Below are 22341 nucleotides of genomic sequence, written 5' to 3'. Positions count from 1 at the left end.
TCCGCCGCGTGGGCGCGAGCAACCACGTACGACCCGCAGCGGGCCACCGAGAGCAAGACCCTCGGCGGCCCGCTTTTCGTGCAAACTCACGTGCATGGACATACTGATCCGGCCGGCAGAACCTACCGAATACGACGAACTCGGCGAGATCACCGCCCAGGCCTACATCCAGGACGGCCTCCTCGCCTTCGGCGAGAGCGACTGGTACCTCGGCGAACTGAGAGACGTCGCCAAACGGGCAGCCGCGGCCGAGGTGCTCGTCGCCGCCCAGGACGGCCACCTCCTGGGCACCGTCACCTACGTCGCCTCGACCGGCGGCGCCATGGCCGAGCTCTCCCGCCCCGGCGAATCGGAGATCCGCATGCTGGCCGTGGCCCCGGAGGCCCGCGGAAGAGGCGCCGGACAAGCCCTCGTACAGGCCTGTGTCGACCGCGCCAGGGCTGCCGGTGACATCGGCATGGTCCTGTCGACCCAGCCCGTCATGCGCGCCGCCCACCGCATCTACGAGCGCCTCGGCTTCGTCCGCGCCCCGCACCGCGACTGGCAGCCGATTCCGGGCGTGGAGTTCACGCTTCTCACCTATGAGTTGACGCTCTGAAGTCACCGCGACACAACATCTAGGGGTGCCACTCGAACCCGGCACAAGATGTATGCTCATGCTCGCTGTCGTCGCAGGGGAATCCGGTGCGAATCCGGAACTGTCCCGCAACGGTGTACTTGTGCATGCCTTGTGCGTGTACGGGAGTCAGTCCGAGGACCTGCCGACAGCGTGCCCAGGCCGCCGTGGCCCGGGTGCCATGACGTCCGGGCCTCGCGGAGTGGGCCGGTGGACGCGACGCCGCGTGCGCTCGTGCTGCCCCCTGCTCTCCGCCAGGCCCCCGTGCCGAGCGAGGGAGAGCCCCCACGTGACCATCGCGCCAGCAGATCCGGCTTCAGCGGTCCAGGCGGAGAACGACGGTCCCGGTACCGCCCTGTTGCGGACCCTGACCGAGCTGACCGCCGACCTGCCCGACGCCGACCCCGGACGGGTCGCCGCCGCCGCGCTGCGCGGCCGCTCGGGCCGGGCGGACTCCGATGGCGGCGTGGAGCTGCGCGAGCTGGCGACGGAGGCCGCCGCCGGACTCATCTCCGAGGACCCCGCCTACTCCCGGCTGGCCGCCCGGCTGCTGACCATCAGCATCGCCGCCGAGGCCGCCTCCCAGGGCGTCACGTCCTTCACCGAGTCGGTCGAGGTCGGCCACCGCGAGGGCCTGATCGCCGACCGCACCGCGGAGTTCGTACGGGTGCACGCCGCACGGCTCGACGCCCTGATCGACCCGGCCGCCGACGACCGCTTCGGCTACTTCGGCCTGCGTACGCTCCACAGCCGCTACCTCCTCCGGCACCCGATCACCCGCCAGGTCATCGAGACGCCCCAGCACTTCATGCTGCGCGTCGCCGCCGGCCTCGCCGAGGACGACACGACCCGTGCCCTGGACGAAGTCGCCGCGCTCTACGGGCTCATGAGCCGCCTCGACTACCTGCCGTCCTCCCCCACGCTGTTCAACTCCGGCACCCGGCACCCCCAGATGTCGTCCTGCTACCTCCTCGACTCCCCGCTGGACGAGCTGGACTCCATCTACGACCGCTACCACCAGGTCGCCCGGCTCTCCAAGCACGCCGGCGGCATCGGCCTGTCGTACTCCCGTATCCGCAGCCGCGGTTCGCTGATCCGGGGCACCAACGGGCACTCCAACGGCATCGTGCCGTTCCTGAAGACGCTGGACGCCTCGGTGGCCGCCGTGAACCAGGGCGGCCGGCGCAAGGGAGCCGCGGCCGTCTACCTGGAGACCTGGCACTCCGACATCGAGGAGTTCCTGGAGCTGCGCGACAACACCGGTGAGGACGCCCGGCGTACGCACAACCTGAACCTCGCGCACTGGATCCCGGACGAGTTCATGCGCCGCGTGAACGCCGACGCCGAGTGGTCGCTGTTCTCCCCGGCGGACGTGCCCGAGCTGGTCGACCTGTGGGGCGAGGAGTTCGACGCCGCGTACCGCAAGGCGGAGGCGGCCGGTCTCGCCAAGAAGACGATCCCGGCGCGTGACCTGTACGGCCGCATGATGCGCACCCTCGCGCAGACCGGCAACGGCTGGATGACCTTCAAGGACGCCGCCAACCGCACCGCCAACCAGACGGCGCTGCCCGGCCATGTCGTCCACTCCTCCAACCTCTGCACGGAGATCCTGGAGGTCACGGACGACGGCGAGACGGCCGTCTGCAACCTGGGGTCGGTGAACCTGGGCGCGTTCGTGGTCGACGGGGACATCGACTGGGAGCGGCTGGACGCCACCGTCCGCACCGCCGTCACCTTCCTCGACCGCGTGGTGGACATCAACTTCTACCCGACCGAGCAGGCGGGCCGTTCCAACGCCAAGTGGCGTCCGGTGGGCCTGGGCGCGATGGGCCTCCAGGACGTCTTCTTCAAGCTGCGGCTGCCGTTCGACTCGCCGCAGGCCCGTGAGCTGTCCACGCGCATCGCCGAGCGCATCATGCTCGCCGCGTACGAGGCCTCCGCCGACCTCGCCGAGCGCAACGGCCCGCTCCCGGCGTGGGAGAAGACCCGTACCGCGCAGGGCGTGCTGCACCCCGACCACTACGACGTCGAGCTCACCTGGCCGGAGCGCTGGGAGGCGTTGCGGGCCCGGGTCGCCGCGGTCGGCATGCGCAACAGCCTGCTGCTGGCCATCGCGCCCACCGCCACCATCGCCTCGATCGCGGGCGTCTACGAGTGCATCGAGCCGCAGGTCTCCAACCTCTTCAAGCGCGAGACCCTGTCCGGCGAGTTCCTCCAGGTCAACTCCTACCTGGTGGCCGAGCTGAAGAAGCTCGGCGTGTGGGACGCGCAGACCCGGGAGGCGCTGCGCGAGTCCAACGGCTCGGTGCAGGGCTTCACCTGGGTGCCCCAGGACGTCCGCGACCTGTACCGCACGGCGTGGGAGATCCCGCAGCGCGGCCTGATCGACATGGCCGCCGCCCGTACCCCGTTCCTGGACCAGTCCCAGTCCCTGAACCTGTTCCTGGAGACGCCGACCATCGGCAAGCTCTCCTCGATGTACGCGTACGCCTGGAAGCAGGGCCTGAAGACGACGTACTACCTGCGCTCGCGCCCGGCGACGAGGATCGCCCGCGCGGCACAGGCCACTGTCCCCGTACAGCAGGCCGCCGACCCCGAGGCCGTCGCCTGCTCCCTTGAGAACCCCGAGTCCTGCGAGGCCTGCCAGTAATGACCAGCGAAGCCAAGAACCTTCTCGACCCGGGCTTCGAGCTGACCCTCCGCCCCATGCGCTACCCGGACTTCTACGAGCGCTACCGGGACGCCATCAAGAACACCTGGACCGTCGAGGAGGTCGACCTCCACTCGGACGTCGCCGACCTGGCGAAGCTGACGCCGGAGGAGCAGCACCTGATCGGCCGGCTGGTCGCGTTCTTCGCGACGGGTGACTCGATCGTGGCGAACAACCTGGTGCTGACGCTGTACAAGCACATCAACTCCCCCGAGGCGCGCCTGTATCTCTCCAGGCAGCTCTTCGAGGAAGCGGTGCACGTCCAGTTCTATCTGACGCTCCTCGACACCTACCTCCCCGACCCGGAGGACCGGACGGCGGCGTTCGCGGCGGTGGAGAACATCCCGTCCATCCGCGAGAAGGCCGAGTTCTGCTTCAAGTGGATCAACGAGGTCGAGAAGCTGGACCGCCTGGAGTCGCAGGCCGACCGCCGCCGCTTCCTGCTCAACCTGATCTGCTTCGCCGCGTGCATCGAGGGCCTGTTCTTCTACGGTGCCTTCGCGTACGTCTACTGGTTCCGCAGCCGGGGTCTGCTGCACGGTCTCGCCACCGGCACCAACTGGGTGTTCCGCGACGAGACCATGCACATGAGCTTCGCGTTCGACGTGGTCGACACCGTCCGCAAGGAGGAGCCGGGGCTCTTCGACGACCGGCTCCAGCAGCAGGTCACGGACATGATGCGGGAGGCGGTCGAGGCGGAGCTTCAGTTCGGCCGCGACCTGTGCGGTGACGGTCTGCCGGGCATGAACACCGATTCGATGCGCCAGTACCTGGAGTGCGTCGCCGACCAGCGCCTCACCCGCCTGGGCTTCGCCCCGGTGTACGGCTCGGAGAACCCGTTCTCCTTCATGGAGCTCCAGGGCGTCCAGGAACTGACGAACTTCTTCGAGCGTCGCCCGTCCGCGTACCAGGTCGCCGTGGAGGGCACGGTCGACCTGGACGAGGACTTCTAGCCCCCACCATGGATCCCTTCTCGCCTCCGGCACGTCAGAGAGGCGAGGAGGGATCCGTCATGCGTCGTAGTACCACGAGCTTCGCCGTCGCGGCCCTGCTGCTGGCCGGGTGCGGCACCGAGTCCGGCGGCGACAGCGGGGCTACGGTGTCGCCCTCCGGCTGCGCGTCCGTGCCGGAGCTCCACGCCTCGGACAGCGGACGCACGGTGTGCCTGGCGGTGGGCGGGACCGTCCGGGTCGGGCTGGACGGGACGAAGAGCCGCCCGTGGCGGCCCGTGAAGGCCGACGGAAGTGGGCTGGCAGCCGTCAACAGTGGCTTCGTCCTGCTGCCCGGGGACGCGAACGCCGCGTTCCGCGCGGAGTCCAAGGGCCACGTCCGGCTCAGTTCGTCCCGCCCGCTGTGCGCCACCGACTCCGGCCGGGTCGCCTGCCAGGGGATTCAGGAGTGGTGGGTCACCGTGGTGGTGAAGTAGCGGCGCCGCGGCTCGGCCTGCGGGGCGGCGCCCTTCGGACGGCGGCCCTGTTCGGCCTCCCTGAGCTCGCGGTCGATGCGCAGGTCGCGGACGACGCCGATCACCGCGGGGGCGACCAGCAGGACGAGGAGTCCGAGAACGAACAGCATTCCGATCAGTCCCTGTGTCTGTGCGGTAGTCATGACACCACTCTCGCGCTGAACACTCCTTACCAACAGTGGCAGTACTGCCGCACACCCTCGATTTACTGCCACTTCCGAGGCACACTGGAAACATGCTGAAGAACGTGGCCGCCGTCCTGCTCGACGGAGTGCACCCCTTCGAACTCGGGGTCGTCTGCGAGGTGTTCGGTATCGATCGCAGTGACGAGGGGCTCCCGACGTACGACTTCGCCGTCGCCTCGGCCGAGGGGCCGACGCTGGGCACCCATGTCGGCGGACTCAGCGTCTCCACGCCCTACGGCCTGGAGCGACTGGAGGAGGCCGACCTCATCGCCGTACCGGCGGGGGCGGACTACGTCGTACGGGACTATCCGCCCGAGCTGCTCGACGCCCTGCGCCGGGCCGCCGACCGTGGCGCCCGCGTCCTCAGCGTCTGTTCCGGCGTCTTCGTGCTCGGGGCCACCGGGCTGCTCGACGGGCGGCGGTGCAGCGTGCACTGGAAGCAGGCCCGCGAACTCGCCCTGCGCTGCCCCCGGGCGGTCATCGAGCCCGACGTGCTCTACGTCGACGAGGACCCCGTGATCACCTCCGCCGGCACCGCCGCCGGCATCGACGCCTGTCTGCACATCGTGCGGAAGGAGCAGGGCACCGAGGTCGCCAACAAGATCGCCCGCCGGATGGTCGTACCGCCGCACCGGGACGGCGGACAGGCGCAGTACATCGAGCGGCCGGTGCCGAAGAACTCCTGCGACACCGTCGGCGAGGTCCTCGTCTGGATGGAGCGGCATCTCGACGAGGAGGTCGCCGTCGAGCAGCTCGCCGAGCGCGCGCACATGTCGCCGCGCACCTTCGCCCGCCGCTTCCAGCAGGAGACCGGGACCACGCCCTACCGCTGGGTCCTGCGGCAACGCGTGCTGCTCGCCCAGCGGTTGCTGGAAGGGACGGACGAGACGGTGGACGCGGTCGCGGGCCGAACGGGGTTCGGCACCGCGGCCGCACTGCGCCATCAGTTCGTCCGGGCGCTGGGGACCACCCCGAACGCCTATCGGCGGACGTTCAGGGGCCCGGAAGCAGCCGCCTGATCACCTCGGGACCGGCCGCAGCAGCAGCTTGTGCGGGCGGAGCGTGATGCCCACCCGGGTCCCGTCGTCCGACCCCGCCACCTGCTCGAAGCGGTACTTCGTCGCGAGCGCCGCCGTGATCAGCGACAGCTGCGCCATCGAGAAGTGGTCGCTCGGGCACTTGCGGTTGCCGACGCTGAACGGGCTCATGGCGTATTTCGGCACCTCCTTGACCCGTTCCGGAAGCCAGCGGTCGGGGTCGAACTCCAGGCTGCCCTTGTACGACTTCGGATCGCGCTGCACCGCGTACGGGCTGTAGACGATGTCCGCACCGGCCGGAATGCGGTAGCCACCGAGTTCCGTGTCGGTGACCGCGCGGCGCGTCAATATCCACACCGCGGGACGCAAACGCATCGCCTCGACGACGACATTGTTGGTGTGCCGCAACGAGCGAACGTCGTCGAATGCGACAGGACGGCCGCCGGTTACGGATTCGACCTCGTCGCGCACCCTGTCCGCGTGTTCCGGATGTTCCGCGAGGACTTGGAGCAGCCACATGATCGTGGACGCCACCGTTTCGCTGCCCGGGGTGACTATGGCGACGACCTGGTCGTGGATCTCCTGTTCCCCGATGGGGTCGCCATTGTCGTCCTTCGCCTCCAGCAATGCCGTCAGCAAATCGTCCGGCTTTTGACCAGATGCGCGGCGCTCGGCGATGATCTCGTCGACGAGGAGATGCAAATCGGCCAGCGCCGCGTTGAATTTCCGGTTGGGCGGCAGCGGCAGGTTGTAGAGCGGCCCGAGAGGGACGACCATCCGCCGGTACATCCCGCGGAAGACGGTGGCGAGGGCGACGCAGAGCCGCTCCGCGCGTTCGTCCATGAAGTCGCCGCGCAGCAGACAGCGGGCGGCGATGCGGACGGCGACCCGGAAGGACTCGGTGGTGCAGTCGATGGTCTCGCCGGGCTGCCAGCGCTCGGTGAGCGCGTGCGCCTCCTCCTCCATGATCGGCCCGTACCCGGGGATCGCGTCGAGCCGGAAGGCGGGCTGGATGGTGCGCCGCTGACGCCGGTGCCGCGGGCCGTTGGCGGTGGCCACGCCCTCCTTGCCGAGCAGGGCCTCCAGGGACTCCCACAGCGGCCCGGCGATGACGAAGTCGGGGTTGAGCGCGAGGGCTCCGGTGAGGTCCGGGGTGGTGGGCGCGTACACCTCCTTGGGACCCAGCTTGAGGCGTACGACGTCGCCGTGGTCGCGCAGCTGGGACATGAAGGCCAGCGGGTCGCGCAGCAGCTTCAGGCCGTGTCCCAGGAGCGGGACGCCACCGCCCGCGAGGGGTGCTTCACGCAGCCCGGACTCCGGGGTCACCGGTGCTTCGGGCCGTACGGACTCGACGGTCATTGCTCACCTGCCGCTTCGTTGTTGACGTACGGGGGCGTGGACCGGTCGTCCCAGCTGTCGACCGTGTACCGGCCGGACTCGTGGTGGAACCAGTAGACGGTGCTGAACCAGTTGCGCATATTGCCGACGCAGGCCCGCACGGTGTGGCTCAGCTCTTTTCCGTGGACCGTTCCGTCGGCGAGCGAGTCCGCGAACCGCAAGGCGTCGTTCTCGGCGACGAGGAAATCGTTGATGCATTCCTCGACGCGTCGCCTTACTTCCCGGACCGCCTGTTCGAGGCTCAGCCCCTCGTGTTTGATGAGGCTTATCCCGAGATTGTGGACCTCGTCGCCCGCTATTTCCTTGGGAAGTGAGCAGAGGTCGTTGTACCAGGCGGCGAATTCCTGGCTCAGCAGTGCCGCCCGCCGATAGGCCGGGTTTTTCCGCACCCGGTCCGGGAGTTCCCGGCCGGCGCTCGGTTCCAGGAGATCCGTCCAGATCCAGTGCGCGAAGGTGAGGCGGCGCAGAGCGAGATATTCCTCGACGGTCGGCACGACGCCTTCGGTGCGGTTGCGGAATTCGCGGTCGTACGCCTCGATCACCGTGTGGAAGTGCCGGGCGAACCGGGCGTTCCACGTCCGCGGCAGGAACGAGTAGAGCCGCACCATACTGTCCGCGAACCCGGCGACCAGCGGATCTTCGTGGTGCAGATGGTCCCTCGGGGAGTCGAGAGCCGCGTGCAGCCGGAACCTGAGCTGCCGCCAGGCCTCGGTCCGGCCGTGGACGATGTCGCGGTCGTGCCGGTCGTCCCAGACGAAGAACCACGCACTGTAGTCCGCTATCGCCTGGAGGACCTCGTCGGGGGCGCCGAGGTAGTAGCCCGCCATGAGGTCCGTGTAGCAAAGACCGTCGGCATATTCCTCCACCTTGTCCGCCGGCATGAGCCGCTTTTCCAGCAGCCAGGTGCGTGTCTTCTCCTGGAGCTGGGGCCAATACGGGTGGAGTTGCCGGGGAAACGCCGCCTCGATCACCGGGAGAGAGAGCGACGGTGGGACCGCGACCGCTGTCGGTGTCGATGTGGTGCCGTGTGAGAAAGCATGCACGAACTAACCCCTCTCAGCCGCCAGTTGCGCACGCCCCTCCCGCTGTACCGGGCGTGCGCCGTTGCGTATCCCCGCACTTCCCATTCAGCACCACAACTGACCGTTCTGGGAACGGATTTGCACCATTCACTACCCCACAGTGCCGAGAATCTCCCCTTGTGTGACTGGTTCTGGATCAGTAAGAGAGCACAAGCGATCGAACGTGCGACGGACAGACGAACGGCGCCTGTTCAGGAAGAGGTTCCTGAACAGGCGCCGTACGTACGGGACTTGTGGGGCCCCAGTCACTCTCAGTCGTTGGCGACCACGGGGTAGCGGGGCTCGTTCTCGGCCATCTGCCGCAGCGCGTCCTTGCGTTCGCGCTTCGAGAGCCGGTCGATGTAGAGGTACCCGTACAGGTGATCGGTCTCGTGCTGCAAACACCGAGCGAAGTACCCGGTGCCGCGCACCTTGATCGGGTTGCCCTTCTCGTCCTGCCCGGTCACCTCGGCGTAGTCGGGGCGCGCGAGCGGCGCGTACGCGGTCGGCACCGACAGGCAGCCCTCGTTGCTGTCGTCCAGGCGGCGCTTCTCGGCGGGCAGGTCGACGAGCTTGGGGTTGCAGACGACACCGACGTGCCGGGTGCCCTCGTCGTCCATGCAGTCGTAGACGAAGACCTTCAGATCGACGCCGATCTGGTTGGCGGCCAGGCCCACGCCCTCGGCGGTGCGCTGCGAGGCGAACATGTCCGCGACCAGCTGGTCCAGCTCGGCACCGAACTCGGTGACGTCCTTGCACTCCTTGTGCAGGACGGGGTTTCCGACGACGGTGATGGGCCGCGAGGTGCCGCGCTCACGCCAGCCGTTCTCGCGCTCCTCGGCGTCCTGGGTGTCGATGACGAAACCCTCGTCGTCCACGGGAAGCACGCCCGCGTGCTGCTGATCGGTGTCCTGCTGCGCCATGACCGACGATGCCTTCCTCAAACCAAAACAGGGGGTAGATGCTGATACAGGGTAAGGGGGGCGCGCCCCACAGGGGCGCGGGGAACTGCGCGACCAGCCACAACGAGCCCGCAGCCGAAAAACGACCTAGCAGACCTCTTCCAAATCCCGCCAGTCACGAGAGTCAGGGCTGTCGGCAACCCACCCGTCCAACAACCCCCGAACCAGCGACGCCGGCGCCGCGACGCCGCACTCGCGCTCCGGCACCCACAGCTGCCCGTCCGTCCGATGCCCCAGCGGCCCGGGATGCCCCGGCTCACTGTGGTCGTGCGGGTCGAGGTGCTCGCCGTCGCCCTCGTCGGACGGCATCCGGGACTCCGAGCACATCCGGCACAGCAGCCGCACCGAGGACGACCAGTCCTCCGCCGCGAACCCGGCGTCGGCCGCCAGCTGCTCCAGCGCGTCCCGGTCCGCCTCGGTGGCCGCCTCCAGCAGCACCACCCAGGTCGGCACCGGCGAAGGCGCCCACAGCTCGATCTCGTCGAAGACGGGATAGGAGTGTCCGGCGGCAGTGGTCCGCTCCCCGTGCGGCACCCCGTCGTGCAGCACGACCTCACCCCAGCGCCGTCCGGACGACGGCAGCGGGATCGACAGCACCTCGACGCGCGCGGGGTCGAGACGGCGGCCCCAGACCACTTCCGCCTCACCCTCCGGCGACAGCCGTACGGCCGCACTGCCGAGGTCCATGCCGACCGGCTCACCGGAGTCGGCCGCCCCGCCCGGCACCCGCAGCCCGTACGCCTGCCAGGCCCGCCGCGCCAGCGGCCAGTCCTGCAGCGCGGTCGCCGCGATGCCGACGTTCCACCAGTCGGGTGCGCCCGCCTCGCGGTCGAGGAGGGCGACGGCACGCAGCCCCGCCGCCCGCGCCTGCTCCCAGTCGTGCCGGAACTTGTGCAGCAGGGCGAGGTTGAACCAGGACTCGGACAGCCACGGTTCCAGGTCGGCGGCGCGCGTCAGCAGCGCGCCCGCGTCCTCGTACCGACCGTCGCCGATCAGCGTGAACGCGCGGTCGGTGGCCTGCCGCCAGGAGGCGGAGGGCCGGTGCCGTCCTTTGCCGAAGATCCTCACGATTCCCGCCTGCCAGTTGCCCTCAGTGACCTCGCCACTGCCCCCGGAATCCCTCTCCTTCGCATCCAACCACGTGCGGCTGGAAGGGCGCTCATTACCCATGGGTTACCCAGCCCGGGGCAGGGTCAGACAGTCTCGCGCCAGCACCCTGGCCAGCGCCTCCACCACGTCCGGCGCATGCTCCCCCGCGGTCGCCAGCCGTAGTTCCTCCAGTGCGGTGAGAGGCCCGCCGGGCCCGGCGTCCCGCGCCTTCTCCTCGTACGCGTTCACCGTCCGTACGATCCGGGCGGCGACCGGCTGCTGCCGGTAGGGGTCGGCCTGCCGCTCCACGACCACGGCGACCGCCCCGTCCACCCCGGTCTGCCGTACGACGGCGCCGCCGAGCAGCGCGATGCGCCGCTGCTCCTCGGCGGGCAGCGTGGCGGTGGCCCCGGCCGGTACCGGGTCGACGAGGCTGAGCTGTCCGATGTCGTGCATCAGGGCGGCGTACTCCAGGACGGTGAGGTCGCGCCCGGACAGCCCCAGGTCCCGGCCGACGGCCCGGCTGAGGGCGGCGACGCGGCGGGCGTGTCCGGCGGGGGTGTACCCGGCGATCTCGGTGGCGCGGGCGAGGGAGGCGATGGTCTGCCGGTAGGTGGCGCGGACGGCGGCGTACCGCCGGAAGGACAGCTGGGTGAGCAGCAGCGGCACACAGAACACCGGCAGCGCCCACAGACCGACGACGGCGACCGCGAGCGCCATGACGGCGCCGGTCGCGCAGACCGCGGAGCCGATGCCGAGCAGCGCCCGCAGCTCGTCGCGGAGCAGCGGGCCGAAGGGCCAGCGGGTGCGGGAGTGCCGCAGGGCCGCGGCGAGCACGGCGTCGCACAGCGCGGTGAGGGCGAGCAGGGCGAGCAGCAGCAGCGCGTACGCCGGTCCGCCCCAGGCGGTGAACACGCCCTGGTTGTAGAGGGGTTGGAAGCAGACGGCGGCGAAGCCGGTGCTGAGCACGCGCCGCGCGAGATGGTCCGGCGTGCGGCCGCCGCCCCGCCAGATGTGCGGCACGCTGCCCAGCAGCCCGGCCGCGACGACCACGGCGACCACCTGGGCGACCCCGTGCTGCGTGGCCCGCCCGGCGTCCGCCCCGAGCAGCGCGTACGACAGCGCCCCCGCGGCCCCGAGCGGCGCGGCCTCCCTGACCTGGGCGCCGGTCCACCGGGTGAGCTCACCGACGGCGATCAGCACCCCGAAGGCGACCGCGACGCCCCGGTCCTCCAGACCGCTCCAGAAGGTGACGGCGAGGGAGACGGCGGCGACGAGGGCGGCGGAGCCGTGGACGAGGGTCAGCAGAACCGGTGGGCGCCCCGCTGTCATGGCCGTACCCCGGACCGGTTCCCGACCGGGTGCCGGGGCCCCGGCACCCGGGTCGCCTCGTCCGCGGTCACCGCGGGATGCCAGCCGTGCCGCCCCAGCGCCCGGACGAGTGCCGTCACCATCCGCGGGTCGAACTGCGTCCCCGCGCACCGCTCCAGCTCCTCCAGGGCCGTGCCCACGGGCCGGGCCCTGCTGTAGGACCGGGTGGACGTCATCGCGTCGAAGGCGTCGGCGACCGCCACCACCCGCGCCGACTCGGGGATCTGGGCCCCGACCAGCCCGTACGGGTACCCGCTGCCGTCCAGCCGTTCGTGATGGTGCAGTACGGCGGCCCGCGCCTCTCCGAGGAAGGAGATGCCCCGCACCATCTCGTGCCCGTACTCGGGGTGCAGCTCGATGATCCGGCGTTCCTCGGGCGTCAGCGGCCCGTCCTTGCGCAGCAGCCGGGTCGGGACGCCCAGCTTGCCCACGTCGTGCAGGATGCCGGCGAAGCGGAGGACCTCGATGCGGCCCTCGTCCATGCCGAGCTCGCGGGCGATCATCATCGAGGCCTGGCCGACGCGCTCGCTGTGCCCGCGCGTGTACTCGTCCTTGATGTCGACGGCCTGGACCAGCGCCCGGATGGTGGCCTGGTGGGCGGCCCGCTCCCGGTGGTACTGGGCGAACGCCCACCATGACACGCACATCGGCAGCAGCACGAGCAGCGCGGCGACGGGTCCGTACGGGCTGCGCCACAGGACGGCCATCATGAGCCCGGCGAGCCCGTGCACGGCGATCGGCGCGAGGGATCGTACGAACAGCCCCTGCCAGGCGAGACGGGCCGGGACACCTTCCGCGAGCGTCAGGATGCCGCCGTCCAGGACGGTCAGCACCAGGCAGAAGACGACGACGGCCGCCCCCGCCGGGACGAGCGCGTAGGGAAAGTCGGAGTCGACGACGGCGTCCCGGCCGCCCAGCGCCCAGTGCACGCGGGACGCGGCCCAGGCGGCGACGGCGAGTTGGGACGCCCGCCAGATCCGGCGCAGCAGGCGGGGGCGGCGCGCGACCGGGGCCAGCAGCGCCCCCGGCACCGCGACGAGCGCGGCGGCGGGCGGCGGCAGCAGGAAGGCCCCGGCGAGCAGCACGGGATAGAACGAGCCGGTCAGCCGCTCGCCGCCGGCGTAGAGGACGGCGAGCAGGGCCACGGCCCACCACGGGGCGCGTACCGACGGCAGCAGATGCAGGCCGTACAGCGCGGCGAGGGCCACGCCTGCGACGTACACACGTGCCCGTGCGGGTACCGCCTCCATACACCCCTCCCCGGGCACGCGCTTCCAGCAGGCGAGCCTAGGGCGGTGAGGGGGAGGTCCGTGGGCTTATGACCCGCGGATTAGCACGTTCGAGTGACGACCGTGCGTTCAGGATTCCTGCGGGGCGGCCGGTGCGGCGGCGACGTCGTGGTCCGGCACGGCCTGCCCGGTACGGATCAGGTCGAGCCGTCCGAGCACCTTGGCGCGCAGGTCGGTGGGGACGTCGTCATGGCCGCAGCAGCGCTTGACCAGCTTCTTCACGGCCTCTTCGAGCCCGTACTTCTCCAGGCACGGAGAGCACTCCGTGAAGTGCTGCTTGAACTTGTCGCGGTCGACGTCCGGCATCTCGCTGTCGAGGAACTCGTAGAGATGGTCGAGTACCTCACTGCAGTCCGTCTCGTGCGGCTCTCCGCAGCTCATGAGCCCGAACCTTTCGCCTCGTTCGACTCTCCGGCGCCGGCCGGGACCAGTCCGCGCTCGCGCGCGTAGTCCTCCAGCATGCCGCGCAGTTGACGGCGGCCCCGGTGCAGCCGGGACATCACCGTACCGATGGGTGTCCCCATGATGTCCGCGATCTCCTTGTAGGCAAAGCCCTCGACGTCCGCCAGATAGACGGCGATGCGGAATTCCTCGGGGATCGCCTGGAGCGCTTCCTTCACGTCCGAGTCGGGCAGGTGGTCCAGCGCCTGCGACTCGGCGGAGCGCAGACCGGTCGACATGTGCGACTCGGCGCGCGCCAGCTGCCAGTCCTCGATCTCCTCGGCCGCGGAGCGCTGGGGTTCACGCTGCTTCTTGCGGTACGAGTTGATGAACGTGTTGGTCAGGATCCGGTACAGCCAGGCCTTCAGGTTGGTGCCCTCGCGGAACTGGTGGAAGGACGCGTACGCCTTGGCGTAGGTCTCCTGCACCAGGTCCTCGGCGTCGGCCGGGTTGCGCGTCATGCGCAGGGCGGCCGAGTACATCTGGTCGAGGAATTCGAGCGCGTCCCGCTCGAAGCGCGCGCTGCGCTCCGCGGTGGATTCCCTGCCGGTCTCCACGCTCGTGCCCTGGCCCTCGGGCTGCTCCGCCTGGCCGTGTTCGGTCCCTGCGTCGGTACCGGGAACCGGACCCACCTCCTCAAGTTTCTGGGCAGCACCGAAGCCGATGCCACCAGAATCGGAGGATAGACGACTACCCGTGCCCGCCGCGCCTCCAATAGGCGTGGTCTTGCCCGCGTGCAGCACCGTCCAGTCCAGGTCAGCGCGGCTGCTGCGGGTCGGGCAGAAGGTCGAACCCATGCGGCGGACTTCCTCTCCTCAGACGTGTGAGCACTTCTGTCCGGCTCAACAGAGGTCCGCCGCGCAACATTCCCGGCTCTTTACCCGAGTGACTGGGCCCACTTCAAGACCGCGTCCGTGATGACCGTCACGGCCTCGTCCTGACCGATCCCCGCCCGCTTCGGCACGGCGAACCCATGATCGCCGTACGGCACCTCGACCAGCTCGTAAGCGCCACCGGCCGGGAACTCGTCCGGCTTCCCGAAGGGGTCGTTGCCTCCTTGGACGACGAGCGTGGGCACCCCGGCCCCGAGCAGCTCCTCGGCGCGCGATTTCTCCGGCTTGCCCGGCGGATGCAGCGGAAAGCTGAGGGCGAGCACCGCGGCGGCGCCCAGCTCCACGGCCGTACGACAGGCGACCCGGGCCCCCGCACTGCGTCCGCCGGAGATGACCGGGAGCCCCGGCTCCGCGACCGCGGGCCAGATCCCGCGCCAGCCGATGTCGAGGGTCCTGGGCGCGGGCGCCAGCTTCTTCCCGGCCACCCGCCAGGGCTGCTCGACGAGGGCGACGGTCACGCCGTGGCCAGGCAGGGTCTGCGCGAGGGCCTGAAGGTCCCGCGCCTCGATGCCACCGCCCGCCCCGTGGCTGACGGCGAGCACGAACCGCGCCTTCTTCGTGGCCCGGTGCCAGGTGATGCGGGCGTCCCCGGCGTCGGTGCTGACGATCTCAGTGGTGGTCACGTCAGAAGAGTGTGCCCTCCTCGGGCCCGTCCAGCTCCTTCAGCAGCTCCGGCCCGTTGTTGCGGACGTTGCTGACGGCGGTGGAGACGGGGTAGGCGCGCATGAGGCCGGGCGGGGGCGGCGCGAGGAGGGACCGCAGGTCCTCGACGTCCGTACGGGACGGGTCCAGCCAGGAGTCCCAGCGGTCCGGCGTCAGCATCAGCGGCATCCGGGGGTGGATGTCGGCGAGGGCGCGCGGTCCGTCGGCGGGGGCCACGGCGAGCGGGCCGGTCTCGGCCTCGGTCGTGATCACCGAGCAGGTCACCCACCAGGCCTGCGGATGGTCGTCGGGCAGGGTCTTGTCCCGCCAGAACTCGTACAGCCCGGCCATCGCGAACACCGACCCGTCGGCGGGCAGCACGAAGTACGGCTGCTTGCGCGGCCGCTTCTTCTTCCCCTCGACCTCCAGCTCCCGCTCGGCGGCTGCGGTGACCCACTCGTAGTAGCCGTCGGCGGGGATGATGCAGCGGCGCGAGGAGAAGGCCCGCTTGTACGAGGGCTTCTCGTGGACGGTCTCGGCGCGCGCGTTGATCATCCGGGCGGCGCCCTCGGGGGTCTTGGACCAGCTCGGCACCAGTCCCCACTTCAGCTTGCGGAGCTGCCGAACCGGCTGCGGATCCTCGGCGTCCTTAAGAGGACGGTCGAGGACGGCGTAGACCTCCTTGGTCGGGGCCACGTTGTAGTCGGGGGCCAACGTCTCCTCGGGCTCCCACTGCTCGATCTCAAAGATTCCTGCGAGATCCTCGGGCCTACGACTCGCTGCATACCGTCCGCACATACGTGCCACACTGCCAGACTCCGTACGAGGAGAGGGAGCCACCGCCGAACATGGACACCAGTACCGCGTCCTCTCTCTGGGACGAGCTCGTCGGGACCCAGCCCGACCCCGATCTGTGGGTGGTTCTCGCCACCCTGGTCGCGGCGCTCGCCATAGTCGTCCCGCACACCCTGTGGCGGGTCTCCCGCAACGCCATCACCATCGCCCACGAGGGCGGCCACGGCCTGGTCGCCCTGCTCACGGGCCGCACGCTGACCGGCATCCGGCTGCACTCCGACACCAGCGGCCTGACCGTCAGCAAGGGCAAGCCGTACGGCATCGGCATGATCCTCACCGCCTCCGCCGGCTACACCGCGCCCCCGCTGCTGGGCCTCGGCGGCGCCGCCCTCCTCGCCGCGGGCCGCATCACCCTCCTCCTGTGGGTGGCCACGGCCCTCCTGGTGGCGATGCTGGTGATGATCCGCAACGCGTACGGCGCCCTGACGGTGATCCTCACGGGCGGCACGTTCGTGGTGGTGTCGTGGCTGGCGGGCCCCCAGGTGCAGGCGGCGTTCGCGTACGCGGTGGTGTGGTTCCTGCTGCTGGGCGGGGTGCGCCCGGCGTTCGAGTTGCAGGCGAAGAGGGCGCGGGGCGGGGCCGGGGACTCCGATGCGGATCAGTTGTCCCGCCTGACGCACGTACCGGCAGGTCTGTGGCTGTTCCTGTTCCACGCGGTCTCGCTGTGCTCGTTGATAGGTGGGGGCCGCTGGTTGCTGGCGGTATGACCAGCCAACTCGAGGGGCGCGGGGCTGTATCTATCAGCGGCTCCGCCGCGGGGCGCGACCAGCCCCAACGGCGGCGCACCCGAAAGACCACCCACCACTAAAGTGGACCCCATGGCTTTGAACCCCGCAGACACCCCCCTCTGGCCCGCCCCCCACGCAAGCGGAGCCGTCGACGCAACGGTCCACGTCCCGGGGTCGAAGTCCGTCACCAACCGCGCCTTGGTCCTCGCGGCCCTCGCCTCGGAGCCCGGCTGGCTGCGCCGCCCCCTCCGCTCCCGCGACACCCTCCTCATGGCGGCCGCCCTCCGCGAGATGGGCGTGGGCATCGAGGAGGGCGTGGGCCCCGACGGCACCGGTGAGACCTGGCGCGTCCTGCCCGCCGGCCTCCGCGGCCCGGCCACGGTGAACGTCGGCAACGCCGGCACCGTCATGCGCTTCCTGCCCCCCGTCGCCGCCCTCGCCGACGGCCCCGTCCGCTTCGACGGCGACCCCCGGTCGTACGAGCGCCCCCTGAACGGCGTCATCGACGCCCTCCGCGTCCTCGGCGCCCGGATCGACGACGACGGCCGTGGCGCGCTGCCGCTGACGGTCCACGGCTCAGGCGCGCTGGACGGCGGCCCGGTGGAGATCGACGCGTCGAGCTCGTCCCAGTTCGTGAGCGCGCTGCTGCTGTCCGGCCCGCGCTTCAACCAGGGCGTCGAGGTCCGCCACATCGGCGCCAGCCTCCCCTCCCTCCCCCACATCCGCATGACCGTCGACATGCTGCGCGCGGTCGGTGCCCAGGTGGACACCCCGGAGTCGGGCGGCGAGCCGAACGTCTGGCGGGTGACGCCGGGCGCGCTGCTCGGCCGCGATCTGACCATCGAGCCGGACCTCTCCAACGCCCAGCCGTTCCTGGCGGCGGCCTTGGTGACCGGCGGCAAGGTGGTGATCCCGGACTGGCCGGCCCGCACCACGCAGCCCGGTGACAAGCTGCGGGAGATCTTCACCGAGATGGGCGGTTCCTGCGAACTCACCGAGTACGGGCTGGTGTTCACCGGTTCGGGTGCGATCCACGGCATCGACGTCGACCTGAGCGAGGTCGGCGAGCTGACCCCGGGCATCGCGGCGGTCGCCGCCCTCGCCGACTCCCCCTCGACCCTGCGCGGCGTGGCCCACCTCCGCCTGCACGAGACGGACCGGCTGGCCGCGCTCACCAAGGAGATCAACGAACTCGGCGGTGACGTCACCGAGACCGCCGACGGCCTCCACATCCGCCCGCGCGCCCTGCACGGCGGCACCTTCCACACCTACGAGGACCACCGCATGGCGACGGCCGGCGCGATCATCGGCCTCGCGGTCGAGGGCGTCCAGATCGAGAACGTGGCGACGACGGCCAAGACGCTGCCGGACTTCCCCGAGTTGTGGACCGGGATGCTCGGGGCTTAGGGACCACCGCCATGCGCCGCTACGGCAAGCACACCGACGAGGACGACATCCGCTCCCGGCCCAACCGCAAGGGCAACCGGCCGCGTACGAACATCCGCCCCAAGCACGAGGAAGCGGTCGAGGGCATGGTCCTCACCGTCGACCGGGGCCGGCTGACCTGTCTGGTCGAGGACCGGATCGTGATGGCGATGAAGGCCCGCGAACTGGGCCGCAAGGCCGCGATCGTCGGTGACCGGGTCGCCATCGTCGGTGATCTCTCCGGTCAGAAGGACACCCTGGCCCGGATCGTGCGCATCGAGCCGCGCACCTCGGTGCTGCGCCGCACGGCGGACGACGACGACCCGTACGAGCGGGTGGTCGTCGCCAACGCCGACCAGCTCGCCATCGTCACCGCCCTCGCCGACCCCGAGCCGCGCCCCCGGCTCATCGACCGCTGCCTGGTCGCGGCGTACGACGGCGGCCTGGAACCGCTCCTGGTCCTGACGAAGTCGGACCTCGCCCCGCCCGACAAGCTCCTGGAGCTGTACGGCGACCTCGACATCCCCTACGTCGTCACCAGCCGCGAGGAGCTGGAGAACGGCGACGCGGCGGGCCGGGTGCGCGAGCAGCTCGACGGCAAGATCACGGCGTTCGTCGGCCACTCCGGCGTCGGCAAGACGACCCTGGTGAACGCGCTGGTGCCGGTGGAGCGGCGGCGCCTGACCGGTCATGTGAACGCGGTGACGGGCCGCGGCCGGCACACCACGACCTCGGCGCTGGCGCTGCCCCTGGACGGTGACGACGGCTGGGTGATCGACACCCCGGGCGTCCGGTCCTTCGGGCTGCACCACGTCGACCCGTCCCGGGTGATCCACGCGTTCCCGGACCTGGAACCGGGAACCGAGGGCTGCCCGCGCGCGTGCAGTCATGACGAGCCGGACTGCGCGCTCGACCAGTGGGTGGCGGACGGTCACGCGGACCCCGCCCGCCTCTACTCACTGCGCCGGCTGCTGGCCACGCGTGAGCGGAAGGAAGGCGACTGACCTCCGCGTTGTTTGTGAGCCCACGAGTCCGGTAAGTGCATAATCGCACCGAGCCGGACCGGCCGGACATACGGGAGGACAGCACATGGCGTGGCTGCTGGTGGTGGTGGCCGGGTTGCTCGAGACCGGATTCGCCGTGTGTCTGAAACTCTCCCACGGCTTCACCCGGCTCTGGCCCACGGTCGCGTTCTGCATCTTCGCCCTCGGCAGCTTCGGGCTGCTGACGCTGTCCCTGAAGAAACTCGACGTGGGCCCGGCGTACGCGGTGTGGACGGGCATCGGCGCGGCGGGCACCGCCATCTACGGGATGATCTTCCTCGGCGACCTGGTCTCGACCCTGAAGCTCGTCTCGATCAGCTTCGTCATCGTCGGCGTCATCGGCCTCCAGCTGTCGGGCTCGGCGCACTAGCTACCAGCTATACGGGCTGCCGGTGCAGCGCGGCGCGCACCAGGTCGGTGACGCCGCCCTCCCCCGGCGGAGCCGACACGCAGGAGATGGCGAGCCGTACGGCGAGTTCGCAGGAGCGGGCCAGCTCGGCGGTGTCCGGCTTGGCCGCGCCGGGTCCGCCCAGCACCGCCACGGCACGGTCGCGCACCAGCGCCACGAAGTCGCCGGGCGAGGGCAGCGGGCCGTCGGCCCGGCGCTGTGCCGGTACCGCGGAGGAGGACGGGACCGCGGTGAGCGTCGGGGCGGGCAGCCGCTCGCTCCAGCAGCCGGTGAGCATGGCCCGTACGAGCGCGTTCTCGCGGGCCGTGGCGGCCGTCCACTCGGCGGTGGCGGTCAGCCGCTCGCGGGGGTCGGCGTGGGCGGCGAGGGCGCGTTCGACGCCGGCGAGATAGCCGTCGGCCTCCCTTCTGACGAGCGCGCGGGCCAGGCCTTCCTTGCTCCCGAACTCGTTGTACAGCGTCTGCCGGGACACTCCGGCCGCCGCGGCGACGTCCACCATCCGCACGGCGGACCACGGCCGGCGCGCCAGCGCCGTGTAAGCGGCGTCCAGAAGGGATTCCCTCGCTGCAGGCATCATCGCCTCCTAGGGGCGAGCGGCTCTGCGCCCAGATTTGACGCGCGTGCGGGCACTGTCAAGGGTTCGCGGACGCGCCCGGGGGCGCGCACGCGCGGACATGCCCACCCCGCTGTCCACACTCCGGCCCCTGTAGCCCCGTACCACCCCTGGCAGATACCGTTCGTCGCATGCCGGACTACCTCGACGACCTCCGCTTCGCCCACGTCCTCGCCGACGCGGCCGACGCAGCCACCATGGGCCGCTTCAAGGCCCTCGATCTCAAAGTCGAGACGAAGCCGGACATGACCCCGGTGAGCGAGGCGGACAAGGCCGCGGAGGACCTGATCCGCACCCAGTTGCAGCGCGCCCGTCCGCGCGACGCGATCCTGGGCGAGGAGTACGGCGTCCAGGGCACCGGCCCCCGCCGCTGGGTCGTCGACCCGATCGACGGCACCAAGAACTACGTCCGCGGCGTGCCCGTCTGGGCCACGCTGATCTCCCTGATGGAGGCGGGCGAAGGCGGCTTCCAGCCGGTCGTCGGCGTGGTCTCCGCCCCCGCGCTGGGCCGCCGCTGGTGGGCCGCCAAGGGCCACGGCGCCTTCACCGGCCGCAGCCTCTCCTCCGCCTCCCGGCTGCGCGTCTCCCAGGTCGGCAAGCTCTCCGACGCCTCCTTCGCGTACTCCTCGCTGAGCGGCTGGGAGGAGCAGGGCCGGCTGAACGGCTTCCTGGACCTGACCCGCGAGGTGTGGCGCACGCGCGCGTACGGCGACTTCTGGCCCTACATGCTGGTCGCCGAGGGCGCCGTCGACATCTGCGCCGAACCCGAGCTCTCCCTCTGGGACATGGCCGCCAACGCGATCATCGTCACCGAGGCCGGCGGCAGCTTCACCGGTCTGGACGGCCGCCCGGGCCCGCACAGCGGCAACGCGGCCGCGTCGAACGGGCTGCTCCACGACGAGTTGCTGGGATATCTGAACGAGCGGTACTGATCGTTCCCGATCGCCGCACCCGAAAGCGCAGATGAGCGCGTACGCCCTCAATTGGCCGCGCACGCCCCCTTGTTGACCCGCGCTTTACCTGCGACTCTGAGAGCACCCTCATTTGTGAACTTGTGAACCACTGAACAAACCCGGTGGTTCCTCAGGAGGTGACTCCGCACCCATGCTCGTCCGCGACGCCATGAGCACCGTCGTCCTCACCATCGGCCCCACCCACACCCTCCGTCAGGCAGCCGCCCTGATGTCCGCCCGCCGCGTCGGCGCGGCGGTGGTCCTCGACCCCGACGGCACCGGCATCGGCATCCTCACCGAACGCGACGTCCTCAACGCCGTGGGCCTGGGCCAGAACCCGGACGCCGAGCCCACCCACGCCCACACCACCACCGACGTCGTCTTCGCGACGCCGTCCTGGACCCTGGAGGAGGCGGCGCGGGCGATGGCCCACGGCGGCTTCCGCCATCTCATCGTCCTGGACCGGGGCGAGCCGGTCGGCATCGTCTCGGTGCGCGACATCATCCGCTGCTGGGCGCCGGCGCGACAGCAGATGACCGTCTCCCGCTGAGCAGTCAGATTAGACAAGGTCTAAAATCACACCCATTCGCGACCTGGTCCCCTTCTGTTAGGCTGGCGCGTATGAGTGACCTTCTGGAACGGCTGCGCGGACGTGGATGGCGGATGACCGCGCAGCGGCGCGTCGTGGCCGAGGTCCTCGACGGCGAACACGTCCATCTGACGGCCGACGAGGTCCACTCCCGGGCCGTCGCCAAGCTGCCCGAGATCTCCCGGGCCACCGTCTACAACACGCTGGGCGAGCTGGTCTCGCTCGGCGAGGTCCTCGAGGTCGCCACCGACAAGCGCGCCAAGCGCTACGACCCCAACGCGCACCGTCCGCACCACCACCTGGTCTGCGCCCAGTGCGGTGCGATCAAGGACGTCCACCCCAGCGGCAACCCGCTGGCCGACCTGCCCGACTCCGAGCGCTTCGGCTTCCAGGTCTCGGACGTCGAGGTGACGTACCGCGGCATCTGCCCCAACTGCGCGGCGGCGTAAGCAAGCCCACCCGAAGCCCCGGCGCCCCTGTGGCACCGGGGCTTTGTGCTGCCTACAGGCTTCCTGAATCTGACGGGCCGTCATATCGTCGTGCGACACCCCCACTCCGCGCCACACA

The 22341-nt window shown here is 70.6% G+C and carries 24 protein-coding genes and 1 riboswitch; of the genes, 12 read left to right on the top strand and 12 right to left on the bottom strand.

Translation table 11 applies throughout. The annotated features are described in order from the left end of the window. Positions 1-94 precede the first annotated feature (94 nt). The 4 genes from EJC51_RS32170 to EJC51_RS32155 all read left to right on the top strand — a co-directional run bounded on the left by EJC51_RS32170 (position 95) and on the right by EJC51_RS32155 (position 4752). Positions 95-598 (top strand): GNAT family N-acetyltransferase, encoded by a 504-nt coding sequence (locus EJC51_RS32170; protein WP_126274274.1) that lies wholly within the window; start codon positions 95-97, stop codon positions 596-598. A 52-nt stretch (positions 599-650) separates the two neighbouring features. Then, a riboswitch (cobalamin riboswitch) is annotated at positions 651-780 on the top strand. Between the two features lie 125 nt (positions 781-905). Then, positions 906-3266, top strand: a complete 2361-nt coding sequence (locus EJC51_RS32165; protein WP_126274273.1) for a ribonucleoside-diphosphate reductase subunit alpha — start codon at positions 906-908, stop codon at positions 3264-3266. Beyond that, positions 3266-4279, top strand: a complete 1014-nt coding sequence (locus EJC51_RS32160) for a ribonucleotide-diphosphate reductase subunit beta (protein ID WP_126274272.1) — start codon at positions 3266-3268, stop codon at positions 4277-4279. The genes EJC51_RS32165 and EJC51_RS32160 overlap by 1 nt, the downstream gene beginning before the upstream one ends. Positions 4280-4338: 59 nt before the next feature. After that, on the top strand, positions 4339-4752 hold the full coding sequence (locus tag EJC51_RS32155; RefSeq protein WP_126274271.1) for a hypothetical protein: 414 nt from the start codon (positions 4339-4341) through the stop codon (positions 4750-4752). Here the strand turns inward: EJC51_RS32155 and EJC51_RS32150 are convergent. Then, complete coding sequence (locus tag EJC51_RS32150) at positions 4719-4934, bottom strand: hypothetical protein (protein WP_126274270.1); 216 nt, start codon at positions 4932-4934, stop codon at positions 4719-4721. The genes EJC51_RS32155 and EJC51_RS32150 overlap by 34 nt on opposite strands. Positions 4935-5026: 92 nt before the next feature. Here EJC51_RS32150 and EJC51_RS32145 point away from each other — a divergent pair, with 92 nt between their 5' ends. Continuing rightward, positions 5027-5995: a helix-turn-helix domain-containing protein gene (locus tag EJC51_RS32145; RefSeq protein WP_126274269.1), complete on the top strand. Its 969-nt coding sequence runs from the start codon at positions 5027-5029 to the stop codon at positions 5993-5995. Here EJC51_RS32145 and EJC51_RS32140 read toward each other — a convergent pair whose 3' ends face one another. The 10 genes from EJC51_RS32140 to EJC51_RS32095 form a co-directional block, all read right to left on the bottom strand. Beyond that, positions 5996-7372, bottom strand: a complete 1377-nt coding sequence (locus tag EJC51_RS32140; RefSeq protein WP_126274268.1) for a bifunctional albaflavenone monooxygenase/terpene synthase — start codon at positions 7370-7372, stop codon at positions 5996-5998. After that, entirely contained in the window at positions 7369-8454 is a 1086-nt protein-coding gene (gene cyc1 / locus EJC51_RS32135) for an epi-isozizaene synthase (protein WP_126274267.1), read from the bottom strand. The genes EJC51_RS32140 and cyc1 overlap by 4 nt, the downstream gene beginning before the upstream one ends. 290 nt (positions 8455-8744) lie before the next feature. After that, a complete protein-coding gene (gene def, locus EJC51_RS32130) occupies positions 8745-9395 on the bottom strand; it encodes a peptide deformylase (protein WP_079309588.1) in 651 nt (216 codons plus the stop codon). A gap of 126 nt (positions 9396-9521) precedes the next feature. Then, on the bottom strand, positions 9522-10502 hold the full coding sequence (locus EJC51_RS32125) for a tetratricopeptide repeat protein (RefSeq protein ID WP_097268819.1): 981 nt from the start codon (positions 10500-10502) through the stop codon (positions 9522-9524). Between the two features lie 105 nt (positions 10503-10607). Next, positions 10608-11855 carry an HD-GYP domain-containing protein gene (locus tag EJC51_RS32120; protein WP_126274266.1) on the bottom strand — a complete coding sequence of 416 codons (1248 nt, stop codon included), beginning with the start codon at positions 11853-11855 and terminating at the stop codon, positions 10608-10610. Further along, a complete protein-coding gene (locus EJC51_RS32115; RefSeq protein WP_126274265.1) occupies positions 11852-13144 on the bottom strand; it encodes an HD-GYP domain-containing protein in 1293 nt (430 codons plus the stop codon). The genes EJC51_RS32120 and EJC51_RS32115 overlap by 4 nt, the downstream gene beginning before the upstream one ends. Before the next feature lie 108 nt (positions 13145-13252). Then, positions 13253-13564, bottom strand: a complete 312-nt coding sequence (gene rsrA / locus EJC51_RS32110) for a mycothiol system anti-sigma-R factor (RefSeq protein WP_059192433.1) — start codon at positions 13562-13564, stop codon at positions 13253-13255. Further along, on the bottom strand, positions 13561-14256 hold the full coding sequence (gene sigR, locus EJC51_RS32105; protein WP_126277210.1) for an RNA polymerase sigma factor SigR: 696 nt from the start codon (positions 14254-14256) through the stop codon (positions 13561-13563). The genes rsrA and sigR overlap by 4 nt, the downstream gene beginning before the upstream one ends. A 245-nt stretch (positions 14257-14501) precedes the next feature. Continuing rightward, positions 14502-15140: an alpha/beta hydrolase family protein gene (locus EJC51_RS32100; RefSeq protein ID WP_126274264.1), complete on the bottom strand. Its 639-nt coding sequence runs from the start codon at positions 15138-15140 to the stop codon at positions 14502-14504. Position 15141: 1 nt separating this feature from the next. Beyond that, positions 15142-15957: an SOS response-associated peptidase gene (locus EJC51_RS32095; protein WP_126274263.1), complete on the bottom strand. Its 816-nt coding sequence runs from the start codon at positions 15955-15957 to the stop codon at positions 15142-15144. Between the two features lie 50 nt (positions 15958-16007). Here EJC51_RS32095 and EJC51_RS32090 point away from each other — a divergent pair, with 50 nt between their 5' ends. From EJC51_RS32090 to EJC51_RS32075, 4 genes are all read left to right on the top strand, one after another. Next, positions 16008-16721, top strand: a complete 714-nt coding sequence (locus EJC51_RS32090) for a M50 family metallopeptidase (protein ID WP_126274262.1) — start codon at positions 16008-16010, stop codon at positions 16719-16721. 111 nt (positions 16722-16832) lie between these two features. Beyond that, positions 16833-18149, top strand: coding sequence for a 3-phosphoshikimate 1-carboxyvinyltransferase (gene aroA / locus EJC51_RS32085; protein ID WP_126274261.1), 1317 nt, complete (start codon positions 16833-16835; stop codon positions 18147-18149). An 11-nt stretch (positions 18150-18160) separates the two neighbouring features. After that, entirely contained in the window at positions 18161-19171 is a 1011-nt protein-coding gene (gene rsgA / locus EJC51_RS32080; protein ID WP_126274260.1) for a ribosome small subunit-dependent GTPase A, read from the top strand. Positions 19172-19256: 85 nt separating this feature from the next. After that, on the top strand, positions 19257-19580 hold the full coding sequence (locus tag EJC51_RS32075) for a DMT family transporter (protein WP_126274259.1): 324 nt from the start codon (positions 19257-19259) through the stop codon (positions 19578-19580). A gap of 7 nt (positions 19581-19587) precedes the next feature. Here EJC51_RS32075 and EJC51_RS32070 read toward each other — a convergent pair whose 3' ends face one another. Beyond that, positions 19588-20196 carry a TetR/AcrR family transcriptional regulator gene (locus tag EJC51_RS32070; RefSeq protein WP_207924767.1) on the bottom strand — a complete coding sequence of 203 codons (609 nt, stop codon included), beginning with the start codon at positions 20194-20196 and terminating at the stop codon, positions 19588-19590. A 167-nt stretch (positions 20197-20363) separates the two neighbouring features. On the opposite strand from EJC51_RS32070, the gene hisN reads away from it, so the two are divergent. The 3 genes from hisN to EJC51_RS32055 all read left to right on the top strand — a co-directional run bounded on the left by hisN (position 20364) and on the right by EJC51_RS32055 (position 22223). After that, positions 20364-21164 (top strand): histidinol-phosphatase, encoded by an 801-nt coding sequence (gene hisN / locus EJC51_RS32065; protein WP_126274258.1) that lies wholly within the window; start codon positions 20364-20366, stop codon positions 21162-21164. Between the two features lie 172 nt (positions 21165-21336). Continuing rightward, positions 21337-21735 carry a CBS domain-containing protein gene (locus EJC51_RS32060; RefSeq protein ID WP_126274257.1) on the top strand — a complete coding sequence of 133 codons (399 nt, stop codon included), beginning with the start codon at positions 21337-21339 and terminating at the stop codon, positions 21733-21735. A 71-nt stretch (positions 21736-21806) separates the two neighbouring features. Further along, positions 21807-22223 (top strand): Fur family transcriptional regulator, encoded by a 417-nt coding sequence (locus EJC51_RS32055; protein ID WP_126274256.1) that lies wholly within the window; start codon positions 21807-21809, stop codon positions 22221-22223. Positions 22224-22341 lie beyond the last annotated feature (118 nt).

The sequence above is a fragment of the Streptomyces aquilus genome, from assembly GCF_003955715.1.
In the GTDB taxonomy this organism is placed as follows: Bacteria; Actinomycetota; Actinomycetes; order Streptomycetales; family Streptomycetaceae; genus Streptomyces; species Streptomyces aquilus.
Note: the sequence above shows the minus strand (reverse complement) of the source record. Positions and strands in the feature narration are given on the sequence as shown.